The sequence below is a fragment of the Providencia sp. PROV209 genome, assembly GCF_028479485.1.
Lineage (GTDB): Bacteria > Pseudomonadota > Gammaproteobacteria > Enterobacterales > Enterobacteriaceae > Providencia > Providencia alcalifaciens.
This window is the reverse complement of sequence record NZ_JAMPNR010000025.1, coordinates 56,826-69,239: the sequence shown is the minus strand read 5'-3', so window position 1 is coordinate 69,239 and position 12,414 is coordinate 56,826. Positions and strand designations below refer to the sequence as shown.

The window sequence follows — 12,414 nt, the reverse complement described above, 5'->3', positions numbered from 1 at the left end:
TGTTTTTTTTCGTTCGCTCAGCTTTTCAACGAATTTGGCTTAAATAGCCAGTTTTTTCAGCGATTTGAAGCCTTCAGTCTCTAAAACAGGGCGTAATTCTTGTAAACTCTCATTCATTAATAAGCAATAAGCAAAGTCTTCTTCATTTGAATCTGTTACTTCAGCCTGATTATTGATGAGCCAAACGGTTCTTCTGGCAATTGCGGCGCCAGAATCAATAAATCGAGTACCGTTAGGAAGCACTTTTTCGAGTTCTTCTACTATAAGAGGAAAATGGGTGCAACCTAGGATCACGGTATCAGGTGCTTCTTTCATTTTTAGCCATGGCTTGACTGCTTGAGCGATCTCATCGAGCGGGAGCATTTCGCCATGTAATTTTCTTTCTGCTAACTGTACTAGTTCCGCTGAACCTAAAGAAATCACTTTGCAGTCTGTCGCAAAACGCTCAATAAGCTCTTTAGTGTATTCTCGATTCACCGTGCCTTTCGTAGCAAGTAAGCCCACTACCCCATTACGCGTCAGCTTCGTCGCCGGCTTAATAGCAGGAACGACACCCACAATAGGAAAAGTAAAATGAGCTCGTAAGTTGGGTAAGCTCACCGTACTTGCTGTATTGCAGGCAATAACGGCAATGGTGAGTGGGTGTTTTTTTGCGATGGCATTAACGATTTGGTACACCCTATCAATAATAAACTCTTCACTTTTTTCACCATAAGGGAAGGCTTCATTATCAAATGCATATATATAGTGTGCATTAGGGATCAATTTTTTGACTTCACGATAGACAGATAACCCGCCCACTCCAGAGTCAAACACCAGAATGGTCGGGCGAACAGATAGGTTGTTATCAGAAGTTGTAGCTTCCTGTGAGGAAATATTCTCTTCCAGCGGTGCGATAACCATACGCGGTCTCATAGTCTTTATCGAACATATTAGCTATTTTACCACGAATTGTGAGATGTGAAGTGATTGGATATGCAGCAGTGATATCCCAAAGGCTAACGCCCCCGAGTTTTAATCTTTTATAGTCACCAGTACTAGTATCATATTGACTGAAGTCTTTATCATATCTAGAGCCAATATATTGATAAGTTAGCCCCCAATCTACATTGGCAACATTCCAATCTAGTTGATATTTGATTTGTTGCTTAGCTCGACGAATTAAGACTTTATTCGTTTTATCGTCCCTAGGATCGGTATATTGATATGTAAGCTGATGGTGGAATATTCCGGTATCCATATCTCCGTTCCACTCGATACCTTTTATTGTCGCCTCACCAACATTTTGCCATCCCCAATTAGTTTCGGCTTTCGCATCAATAAGATTGGTAATTTCATTCTTATATGCAACTAATTGCCAATTTAAAGGACCTGTGAGCCCTTTCACCCCACCTTCCCATTGCTTGCTTTCTTCTGGCTTTAGGTCTGGATTGCCATATGGCGCTGAAGCATATAGTTGGCTAATGTTTGGTGCTTTATAAGCCGTAGCATAAGAGCCTATTAGCTGATACCCATCAATGAATTCCCATCCAGCGCCTGCTTGCCATGTTGTATGCCAGCCAAACTCTGAGTGTTTTTCAGACCTTACAGCTCCTTCAATAGTAAAAGCAGAGATTGCTTGCTGAGACGTTAAATAGATTCCGGTATTATTGATTGATTCATTGTTTGGTAATGAAGATGTTCCCGCTTCAATGGTTTGCTTTTGATAATCAACGCCAGCCGAAACTGTGCCATTTTCAAATTGGTAATTATTTCCCCATTGAACGTTATACTGTTTCGAATCATCAGCACGAGAACCTTTACCGTATTTTCCATATCTTGGGTCATAGTTATAATCTTTAACGTGACTATAGCTGCCCATTAATGAAGTAGAGTATTTCTCCTGATGATATTTAACTCCAGTTTCATAGGTGCGGCTATATAGCTTACGGGTATCAGCCAAAATACCAGCAAATTCAGAGGCATCATAATTTGTTCGATTATCGTACCCATAAGCTCTAGCATAAGCTAAAACATCTGGGGTAAATTGATGTTCCACACCTAGCCATAATGTTTTATTAAGAAAACCATCTTTGTCTGGCTGGGGATGTCCTCCTGTATTTCCTCTTGCCTCCACATCAAACCCTTTTGTATAGGTATAAGCCGCCGCGCCCGTAACGGTTGTATTTTCACCAATTTTTTGCTGCGTTGAACCGTTATAGTTTTGATAGCCATAAGAACCAATGCCCGCATTTAATGTGGTTCCATCATTATCGCGACGCGTAATGATATTGATAACACCACCTACCGCATCAGAGCCATAAACTGCTGAACGGGCGCCACGAATATATTCAATACGCTGAACTAATGAGATTGGAATTTGGCTCATATCCGAAGAACCAGAAATTCCCGCTTGATTAAGACGAACACCATCAATTAAAACCAAAACATGGCGTGATTCTGTTCCTCTAATAAAGAGGGAACTTTGTTGCCCCATTCCCCCATTCTGAGCAACATCCACACCCGGCAAACGCCTTAATACATCAATCACGGTATTTGACTGCCAATGATCAATATCTTCACGGGTCACAACAGTGACTGGCGCTAATATAGAAGAGATGGGTTGTTCGAAACGGTTAGCCGACACCACCATTGCATCAGCCGAGCTTGGATTCGCACTTGCCAACGAGGAAATGCCACACAACACTGCCAGAGCTGCCACCGATAGTGGTAGCGACTTGTTATTATTCATTATATTTACACTCGGAAAATCAATAGAATTAACATTCCGCGACGCCGAAAATCAGATCCGCGCTGAAATTCAACAAAGCGATAAGAAGTGTGGTAGGTATCGGACTTATAAAGTGACAAGTTGGGTTTCTATATATGAAATATGAAGCGATATATAAAATGAAAATTCGACCTGTTATATCCCCTAAATAATTCAAGCTGCATGTAGGCGGCAAGCGAAGATATTCCTAGGAGCATACTGAAGTATGTGACTAGGATAGCCGAGCGATGCCAACACCCATGTAGCTTGAAGAATGACGGGGATACCTTAATTACCGTTGCGCGTCAGTTCTGGACTCTCACCAAATTCCCTCAACCACAGCACATAATCCTAAATTGAATAGTTATCAGTGTCCATGAATCGATAATGAAAACTGGACATCTTCGCAGCTTGCCCTACAATTTCGCCCCTGACGTGAATTTTGACTGTTTTATGGGGCCATATGATGCAAAACACCTTGCACACCGAAGATTACGAACTGCAACTTGCAGAGAAAGTTGACCGCCTGAAGAGCTTAATGGCCCCTTATGCTGCGCCTGAACCTGAAATTTTTTCATCACCAACATCCCATTATCGGATGCGTGCAGAATTTAGAATTTGGCACGAAGGCGATGACCTATTTCATATTATGTTTGATAAAGAGACTAAAGAACGTATCCGAATGACGTCATTTCCAGTCGCTAGCCAGCTAATCAATGACATGATGGCTGAACTGCTTCCTTTATTAAAACGTACTGAACTACTACGCCATAAATTATTTCAGATAGATTACTTATCTACGCTGAGCAATAAGCTAATCGTTTCTCTGCTCTACCATAAAAAACTCGGGGATGAGTGGACTGAACAAGCGAAACAATTAAAAGAAGATCTCGTTGCGAAAGGTTTCGACGTTCAAATTATTGGTCGTGCCTCCAAAACAAAAATTATGCTCGACCACGATTATGTTGATGAAATCTTACCTGTAAAAGGTAAAGACATGGTTTATCGTCAAGTTGAAAATAGTTTCACTCAGCCTAACGCGCAGGTAAATATTAAAATGTTAGAGTGGGCAATTGATGCAACTCAACATTCAACAGGCGATTTATTAGAGCTTTACTGTGGGAATGGTAATTTTTCATTAGCGCTAGCTCAAAATTTTAATAAGGTTTTAGCCACTGAAATTGCCAAGCCTTCCGTGCATGCGGCTCAATACAATATTGAAGCTAACAAAATAGATAATGTGCAGATTATCCGAATGTCGGCGGAAGATTTTACCCAAGCCATGAATGGTGTACGTGAATTTAACCGTTTAGAAGGCATTAATTTAGCGGATTATCAGTGCAATACTATCTTTGTTGACCCTCCGCGTAGTGGCTTAGATGACAAAACGGTTCAGTTAGTACAAGAATATGATCATATTCTGTATATTTCCTGTAATCCTGAAACACTGTGCGATAATTTAGCTGAACTCACCAAAACCCATAGAATAGAAAAGCTCGCGTTGTTTGATCAATTCCCATACACCCATCATATGGAAAGTGGTGTACTACTAACTCGACGCTAATTCTTCACTATAAACATCCCATAAAAAACGCCGCACTATAATGTCGCGGCGTTTCTTTTATAGCTTATTAATATTCGGGAAAATATTAATGCTCAGTTTCGCTTTCTAGTGCTTGTTCTTGCAGATCTTTTTTACGCGCTTTCCAGCTGGTATACATCCACAATGCAATAATGACAATGACGGTTGCAGGGATAAAATTAGAACCAACATCAGGATGTTGGACGCGTAAAATTGCAGCATAGCCGAACATACCTAAGAAAAAACTACCTGCGACAAATTTTGGTAATCCCATTGGCATGGCTTGGTGTAAATAACGCTGGTGTAAACAGTAAACAGCCAAAATTAACGTAACGATGGGGAAAATAGAAAATTCCACAAGGGAATTAAACAGGGTAGAGAACGTTCCATGAGTCGATAAGCCAATTACTAAAGACAGCAGTAATGTGCTTCTCTCATAATTTTTGTGTTCCGTCATTGTCTCTCCTTTAACTATTCGGTTAAGTCAGGGTCTGTATCATTTTGTTTTTCTTGCTCGCGGCGGTACCAGTAATAAGCACCTTTAGCTATCATACGTAGCTGTAATACTAGCCGCTCTTCGAGGCGACGACGTTTTTCTTCATCAATATCAAGCGCTTCGGCACCCGCACTAAACACTATAGTGACCATCGCTTCAGCTTGCATTTCAGTGAAATAACGAGGCATACGGTTTTCTAATTCAAGATAATCCGCTAATTCCGCAATAAAATGTTGGATTTCTCGTGCGACTGCGGCACGAAATTCAGCAGAAGTTCCTGAACGCTCACGCAATAATAACCTAAACGCATTCGGGTTATTACCTATAAACTCCATAAAAGTGGAGACTGATGTACGGATCACACTCCCGCCTTTTGCGATACGTTGACGTGCTTGTCTCATCAGCTGACGTAACATCAATCCGCTTTCATCAACCATGGTGAGTCCAAGTTCATCAACATCTTTGAAGTGACGGTAAAACGAAGTTGGTGCAATGCCCGCTTCACGGGCGACTTCCCGTAAGCTGAGGCTAGTAAAACTGCGTTCTGCACTTAATTGGCTAAATGCCGCTTCCACAAGCGAACGACGAGTTTTTTCTTTTTGTTTTGCTCTAACGCCAATAGTGTTGCTCACGATTTTCCTAGTTTTCTACAATTAAAACGTCGCGAATAGATCAAAATATCACTTTTGAATGCGCCCATTCCCTAAGCATACCTGAAAATCATTAATCTAGTTTAGTGAAAAGATGACTCTCCCATCAATTTTCCCATTTTCAGAATTTCACCCAACTTCGTTTTTTCTACGCTGTGTCTTTTATCGACTTTTTTTCATAAATTTTTTATATACTTTGCGCTTCTTTATTTTTATCTACTTTCTATACTTATTTGTCTTTAGGATTTCGAATTGAGACAAGATGGCAAACGAATGTTACTATCACAACGTCCCTAGAATTAAAACAGGCTTACCTCATGCAACAACATACCCATTTTGATGCAATTGTCATTGGTTCAGGTCCTGGTGGTGAAGGTGCCGCTATGGGGCTGGTCAAACAAGGAAAAAACGTTGCTGTTATAGAACGTTATAACAGTGTCGGCGGCGGCTGTACCCACTGGGGTACTATCCCTTCTAAAGCGCTCCGTCATGCTGTCAGTAGAATTATCGAATTTAATCAAAACCCGCTATACAGTGATAATTCCCGCAATTTACGCTCCTCTTTTTCTGAAATTCTTACCCATGCCGAAACGGTGATTAGTCAGCAAACTCGCATGCGTGAAGGGTTTTATGAACGCAATGGTTGCCAAATGTTCTCTGGTGAAGCAACTTTTGTTGATGATCAGCATGTTAGTGTGCGCTATGCAGATGGTAGTTGCGATGTCCTTAGCGCGGATAAAATTATCATTGCGACTGGTTCACGCCCTTATTGTCCTCCTGATGTCGATTTTACTCATTCCCGAATTTACAACAGCGATACTATCCTCAACCTCTCTCATGAACCTCGCCATGTCATTATTTATGGTGCGGGTGTGATTGGTTGTGAGTACGCATCAATATTTCGTGGATTAGGGGTCAAAGTCGATTTGATCAATACCCGTGATCACTTACTCGCATTCCTTGATCAAGAAATGTCTGACGCACTGTCTTATCACTTTTGGAATAGTGGCGTTGTTATCCGTCACAACGAAGAATATGAAAAGATTGAAGGTTTAGATGACGGCGTTATCGTTCACCTAAAATCGGGCAAGAAAGTGAAAGCTGACTGTTTACTTTTCGCGAATGGACGTACGGGTAATACCGATAATATCGGCCTAGCGAATGTTGGTATTGAAGCCGATGGACGTGGATTAGTCAAAGTTGATCATGCTTATCGTACCAGCAACGAGCATATCTATGCTGTTGGTGATGTCATTGGCTATCCAAGTTTAGCATCCGCCGCGTATGATCAAGGTCGGATTGCAGCTCGTGCAATCACATCAGGCTTAGGCAATGCTCATTTAGTTGAAAATATTCCAACGGGAATTTATACCATTCCAGAAATCAGTTCTGTGGGTAAAACAGAACAAGAATTGACGGCAATGAAAGTTCCTTATGAGGTGGGTCGTGCTCAATTTAAACATTTAGCGCGAGCTCAAATTGCAGGAATGAATGTAGGTAGTTTGAAAATTCTCTTCCACAGAGAAACGCTTCAAATTTTAGGTATTCACTGTTTCGGTGAGCGGGCGGCAGAGATTATTCATATCGGTCAAGCCATTATGGAACAAAAAGGTGAAGGAAATACCATCGAATACTTTATTAATACTACGTTTAACTACCCTACCATGGCAGAAGCGTTCCGTGTTGCGGCGCTGAATGGTCTAAATCGACTATTTTAACCGATAATAACGCTTTCCATGTAAGTGATTGCAGGGTTGACTCCCGCAATCACTTTTTTTGTTTCAACGCTTTTTGCTGCATTTAATCTGAGTTCTTACTTTTTATTTCTATAATACTTATCCATTGAGCTATAGATGGTCTCAGCTAGCTGCTCATAACGACCACGTAATGGAGAACCCGGACGGTAGACCAGAACAATTCGGCGTTTAGGTTCAGGCTCAATACAATTCAAATAACAAACCCCATCACGGCAAGCTTCATGTGGTACCGCCAAATCAGGTAGTAATGTAATACCACTACCCGCCGCTACCATGTTGCGCAGTGTTTCTAAGCTGGTTGCACGAAAATGTGTATCTTCTTTTGCGCCTGCTTGGAAGCAGAATCCCATCGCTTGATCACGCAAACAGTGACCATCTTCTAGCATTAATAATTCCTCGCCCGCTAATTCACCCATTTCAACCGTGTCGCGGTCATGCCATGGGTGGCTTTCATAAATGGCGAGTTTCATCGGCTCTTCAAATAATGGAACCACGATAAATGGTTCTGTTTCTTTGACTTCTGCCAGAATAGCGCAATCCAATTTACCACTGTCTAACTGTGCCAATAATTGCTGGGTTTGTGCTTCGTGTAAGTAAATTTCCAGCTTCGGGTGCACTCGATGTAATTCGGGGATAATGTGTGGGAGCAGATAGGGAGCGACTGTTGGGATCAGTCCTATATGTAACGGTCCCGACATGCTTTCGCCTTGTAACGCTGCCATTTCTTGTAAAACTTTAATTTCTCTTAAAATCGTTCTTGCTTGCTCAACGAGCAGTAAACCTTGTTGAGTAAAAAGTACTTTTCGGCTGGTTCTTTCTAATAACATCACGCCAAGCTCTTCTTCAAGCTTACGGATTTGACCGCTCAGTGTAGGCTGACTTACATGGCAAGAATCCGCAGCACGTCTAAAATGTTTGTGCTCAGCAAGTGCAACTAGGTACTCCAGATCACGAATATTCATCCGCCTTTTTCCTCTCGTTATGCCTATCTATATAGATAATACCAATCATTATAGAGAATATATAATGTTTCATCTATCAATAAAATTAAAAAATGCTAGATAAGCTTTTAGGGTTTCTCTCATTTGAGATTAAAACAAAATGCTCCTCTAAGAAAGTAAATGTATTTTCGCTATTTTCTTGGAAAAACAATACCAAACAAAATCACAAACCCAAATTACCTTTATTTCAGGTAACCAAATTTATATCAAATTAACATATCCAATATATTTAGAATTAATATTTACCAAACTCAAGTTGAACAAAAATTTAGATATTTTAATTAAGAGGCAAAAAAATGTGAGAGACACTGTCAACCTTAAATGACGCAGCAAAAAACAGTCAGCTACGTTAAAACTAAGACCTGTTCAATACCGATAATATCAAATGTAAACCATACCTTGCTTGTCATATCAGTACAGAGTATTGGCTCTAAGCCATCTAGATAATGATGCTTATATTTTTATACCATATGATTATTAAAAGCTTTTCAAAACTGATAATGAAAAACAAATCAGAGGCACATTAATAAGATTTAATACCTGAAAATTAGGTAATAACAAGAATAAGAGTGAAATTGTGTAAGTACTATTCCATAGCAATGAAACATTTTGTTATATTCTCTTTCATATTTAATTAAAGTTTGTAAATACATATAAAAGAATATATTAAATTAATCGACATTAAATCAAACACACATTTACACTCACCTAATGAGGCGGATGGCACCAAAACGAATAAACTGGAGTTATTGTCTAAAAATAAATGATAAATTGAATTTTTGCACCGAAAATATCTCAAAATCAGTTTGAATATGGTTTTTTATTGGTAAGTGTTTACGCTTATACTATATTTTAATTATCCCATATTGTTTAATTTAATTTTAAAATTCCCATACATTTCACTTTCAATATTTACACCTTAATCGAGTTTTTTGTTTTATTATATCCTCCGTCGAATAAAACGAGGTAATTGAAAAAAGAAAAGTAGCCAATATATATATTACGTCACAATAAAATTACTAATTAATCCAATTAAATAAATTGATTAAACACAAATCAGTTAGGGGATACTATTATGAAAAATTTAACTTCTATTACTAAAAAAATCTTCTCTCGCGCTGTCATGGCGTTATTATTAGTCCCAACGTTAAGTGCTATCAATGCCTATGCAGACAACAATGGGCACAGTGGCACAATCCAATTTACTGGCGCGATTGTCTATGGAGCATGCTTAAATGAAGTCGGTAATAATAACGTCACTTTAAATTGCCTAGATGACAATGACGATATGGTTGCTAATAATATTGACCTCAAAAAATTAGTAAAAACTCAAGGTTGGACAGTCCTGAATGGTGGTCGAAGTTCCTATTCTTATAATTGGGTGAATAAAGATAAAAAGATCGGAATGTTAACAATTAAATATAGCTAAGCGTCAATGTTATGGAAATTGGGGTAGTCATGCTACCCCCCATTTTTTATTGCATCTTCAAACGAGCTTTCGCATCCCCAATGGCTTTCGCCACCTGCATTTGAGATACCCCACCTTTTGCTAACCGCTTATCTAGGCAAGATTGTAGAGACAGAATCTCATACACATCTAATTGAATTGCAGCACTAAATTTTTGTAAATCACTTAACGCCATCTCTTCTAATGCCTTACCTTGGGCGATTGCAGCCACTACCGCTTCACCGACAATATGGTGCGCTTCACGGAATGGAACGCCTTTTGCGACTAAGTAGTCCGCCAGCTCAGTCGCATTCGCATAGCCTTGCTTGGCGGCATCTTCACAACGAGCACGGCGAATTTGAATACCATCTAATACTAATACCGCCATATGCATGCAGTCTAACCAAGTATCCAATGCATCAAATAGCCCTTCTTTGTCTTCTTGCATATCCTTATTGTAAGCAAGAGGTAGCCCTTTTAAGGTCATCATCATCCCAGTTAATGCCCCTTGAACACGACCACATTTACCACGAATAAGCTCCAGTGCATCCGGATTTTTCTTTTGTGGCATGAGGGATGAACCCGATGTGACTTTATCTGAAAGCTCAACAAATCCAGCTTCGCCACTATTAAAGAAAATTAAATCTTCAGCGAAACGTGATAAGTGAACCATACCGATACTCGCATCCGATAATAGTTCTAATACATGGTCTCTATCAGAAACAGTATCTAAGCTGTTACGTGTCGCAGAGGAAAACCCTAGCCATGATGCTAATTGCTCACGGTCAATATCATACGCAGTTCCCGCCAACGCCCCACAACCTAATGGGCTGACATCTAAACGCTTTAAAGTATCTTGCAAACGGCTTTCATCACGAGACAACATTTCGCTATACGCTAAACACCAATGGGCGAATGTCACTGGCTGAGCACGTTGTAAGTGGGTATAGCCTGGCATCACTGCATCTTGGTTATTTTCAGCGGTGATGACCAACGCTTTTTGTAACTCAGTCACAGCTTCTAATAACAGCGCCACTTGGTCTTTACACCACAGTTTTAAATCTGTCGCGACTTGGTCATTACGGCTACGACCTGTGTGCAATTTTTTTCCTAAATCACCGACTTTATCAATCAGTTTACCTTCAACCCAGCTATGAATATCTTCGGCGTCGCTTTGCAGGATAATTTCAGGATCGGCTTGCACTTCCGCCAATAGCACATTGAGTGCTTGCTCGAGAGATTTTTGCTCGCTATCAGATAACACACCAACCGTCACCAATGCTTTTGACCATGCGACTGAGCCAATAATATCTTGCTCCGCTAAGCGATAGTCAAAACGCAGTGAGTCATTAAACTGTTTAAACCGTTGATCTGCCTGCTGACTAAAACGTCCACCCCAAAGTGCCATAACGAGTCCCTACCTGATTGATAAAATAAGTGTCTGCCCGACAGCCTTATTTGGCTATCGGGGTCATACTAATAAAACTATTTTGCTTTGTTCTGCTCTTTCAGCGCACGAATACGTGAAGAGAGTGAGTAGAGGCGGATAAATCCACCAGCATGGCTGTGATCGTAAACTTCATCTTCACCAAATGTTGCAAACTCTTCAGAGTACAGGCTCTTATCTGCTTTCTTCTGGATAGCCGTCACTTGCCCTTTATACAGTTTTAGCACCACTTCACCCGTCACATCCTGAGCTAATGACTCTGCGGCGGCTTGTAAAGAATGGCGTAATGGCGCAAACCAACGACCGTCATACACGACATAAGACATTTCCAGACCTAACTGCTCACGCCATTTGTAACTATCGCGGTCCAATACCAGCTGCTCAACACCACGTAGTGCAGCCATCATGATGGTGCCCCCTGGGGTTTCATAGCAACCACGGGATTTCATACCCACTAAACGGTTTTCCACAATATCGATACGACCCACACCGTGTTTTGCGCCCAGCGTATTGAGTGTTTCTAAACAACCCAATGGAGACAATGTATTGCCATTCACCGAAACCACTTCGCCGTGTTTCACGCCAACAGTCACCAGCTCAGCTTCATCTGGTGCGTCTTTCGGATCAACGGTCCATACCCAGCAATCTTGGTTAGCCGCATTCCATGTGCTTTCCAATACGCCACCTTCAGTAGAGATATGCCATGCGTTTTCATCACGGCTGTAGATTTTTTCTAAGCTTGCAGTCGTTGGAATATTACGTTCTTTCAGGTAATCCAATAACGCTTCACGAGAACGCAGATCCCATTCACGCCAAGGTGCAATAACTTTCAGTTGTGGTGCTAATGCTGTATAGGTACTTTCGAAACGAACTTGGTCGTTACCTTTACCTGTTGCGCCATGGGCAACTGCATCCGCCCCCACTTTTAGCGCAATTTCAACTTGAGCTTTGGCGATAATCGGACGTGCCATTGATGTCCCCAGCAAATAGCTACCTTCATACAGTGCACCGGTTTTCAATACTGGGTAGATATACTCTTTGATGAATTCTTCACGCAGGTCAACCACGTAGCATTCAGAAGCGCCGGATTGCAGTGCTTTTTTCTCAACGCCCACTAAATCTTCTCTGTCTTGACCCACATCGGCGACGAATGCCACGACTTCACAGTCATCGTAATTCTCTTTTAACCACGGAATGATCGCCGATGTATCTAGTCCACCAGAGTACGCTAATACAATTTTCTTAATGCCCTTTTTCATAACTTACCTATCCCATTAAATGCGTT

At 40.8% G+C, this 12,414-nt stretch carries 10 protein-coding genes; 3 read left to right on the top strand and 7 right to left on the bottom strand.

Annotated features, from left to right (window positions below):
• Positions 1–39: 39 nt before the first annotated feature.
• On the bottom strand, positions 40–903 hold the full coding sequence (gene murI / locus PR795_RS17125) for a glutamate racemase (RefSeq protein WP_112860528.1): 864 nt from the start codon (positions 901–903) through the stop codon (positions 40–42).
• A complete protein-coding gene (btuB, locus tag PR795_RS17120) occupies positions 848–2,731 on the bottom strand; it encodes a TonB-dependent vitamin B12 receptor BtuB (protein WP_181480374.1) in 1,884 nt (627 codons plus the stop codon). The genes murI and btuB overlap by 56 nt, the downstream gene beginning before the upstream one ends.
• Before the next feature lie 484 nt (positions 2,732–3,215).
• Between btuB and trmA the strand changes: the two genes are divergently transcribed.
• A complete protein-coding gene (gene trmA, locus PR795_RS17115; protein ID WP_006663172.1) occupies positions 3,216–4,313 on the top strand; it encodes a tRNA (uridine(54)-C5)-methyltransferase TrmA in 1,098 nt (365 codons plus the stop codon).
• An 85-nt stretch (positions 4,314–4,398) separates the two neighbouring features.
• Here trmA and PR795_RS17110 read toward each other — a convergent pair whose 3' ends face one another.
• Both PR795_RS17110 and fabR read right to left on the bottom strand, forming a co-directional pair.
• The gene (locus PR795_RS17110; RefSeq protein WP_006663173.1) at positions 4,399–4,788 is read right to left on the bottom strand and encodes a YijD family membrane protein; all 390 of its coding nucleotides are present in this window, start codon (positions 4,786–4,788) and stop codon (positions 4,399–4,401) included.
• A gap of 14 nt (positions 4,789–4,802) precedes the next feature.
• On the bottom strand, positions 4,803–5,459 hold the full coding sequence (fabR, locus tag PR795_RS17105; RefSeq protein ID WP_006663174.1) for an HTH-type transcriptional repressor FabR: 657 nt from the start codon (positions 5,457–5,459) through the stop codon (positions 4,803–4,805).
• A gap of 335 nt (positions 5,460–5,794) precedes the next feature.
• On the opposite strand from fabR, the gene sthA reads away from it, so the two are divergent.
• Positions 5,795–7,195, top strand: a complete 1,401-nt coding sequence (gene sthA / locus PR795_RS17100; RefSeq protein WP_006663175.1) for a Si-specific NAD(P)(+) transhydrogenase — start codon at positions 5,795–5,797, stop codon at positions 7,193–7,195.
• 95 nt (positions 7,196–7,290) lie between these two features.
• Here the strand turns inward: sthA and oxyR are convergent, their stop codons facing one another.
• Complete coding sequence (gene oxyR / locus PR795_RS17095) at positions 7,291–8,196, bottom strand: DNA-binding transcriptional regulator OxyR (protein WP_272516965.1); 906 nt, start codon at positions 8,194–8,196, stop codon at positions 7,291–7,293.
• 1,114 nt (positions 8,197–9,310) lie between these two features.
• Between oxyR and PR795_RS17090 the strand changes: the two genes are divergently transcribed.
• Positions 9,311–9,664 carry a hypothetical protein gene (locus PR795_RS17090; protein WP_006663176.1) on the top strand — a complete coding sequence of 118 codons (354 nt, stop codon included), beginning with the start codon at positions 9,311–9,313 and terminating at the stop codon, positions 9,662–9,664.
• 46 nt (positions 9,665–9,710) lie between these two features.
• On the opposite strand, the gene argH is transcribed toward PR795_RS17090, so the two are convergent.
• Positions 9,711–11,090, bottom strand: a complete 1,380-nt coding sequence (argH, locus tag PR795_RS17085) for an argininosuccinate lyase (protein WP_006660494.1) — start codon at positions 11,088–11,090, stop codon at positions 9,711–9,713.
• A gap of 77 nt (positions 11,091–11,167) precedes the next feature.
• Positions 11,168–12,388, bottom strand: coding sequence for an argininosuccinate synthase (locus PR795_RS17080; RefSeq protein WP_006660495.1), 1,221 nt, complete (start codon positions 12,386–12,388; stop codon positions 11,168–11,170).
• Positions 12,389–12,414 lie beyond the last annotated feature (26 nt).

Excerpts from the sequence above, each read along its gene's own strand:
- btuB (WP_181480374.1), bottom strand. The coding sequence starts at position 2,731 with ATGAATAATAACAAGTCGCTACCACTATCGGTGGCAGCTCTGGCAGTG.
- sthA (WP_006663175.1), top strand. The coding sequence starts at position 5,795 with ATGCAACAACATACCCATTTTGATGCAATTGTCATTGGTTCAGGTCCT.
- PR795_RS17090 (WP_006663176.1), top strand. The coding sequence starts at position 9,311 with ATGAAAAATTTAACTTCTATTACTAAAAAAATCTTCTCTCGCGCTGTC.
- murI (WP_112860528.1), bottom strand. The coding sequence starts at position 903 with ATGGTTATCGCACCGCTGGAAGAGAATATTTCCTCACAGGAAGCTACA.
- argH (WP_006660494.1), bottom strand. The coding sequence starts at position 11,090 with ATGGCACTTTGGGGTGGACGTTTTAGTCAGCAGGCAGATCAACGGTTT.
- PR795_RS17110 (WP_006663173.1), bottom strand. The coding sequence starts at position 4,788 with ATGACGGAACACAAAAATTATGAGAGAAGCACATTACTGCTGTCTTTA.
- trmA (WP_006663172.1), top strand. The coding sequence starts at position 3,216 with ATGCAAAACACCTTGCACACCGAAGATTACGAACTGCAACTTGCAGAG.
- oxyR (WP_272516965.1), bottom strand. The coding sequence starts at position 8,196 with ATGAATATTCGTGATCTGGAGTACCTAGTTGCACTTGCTGAGCACAAA.
- PR795_RS17080 (WP_006660495.1), bottom strand. The coding sequence starts at position 12,388 with ATGAAAAAGGGCATTAAGAAAATTGTATTAGCGTACTCTGGTGGACTA.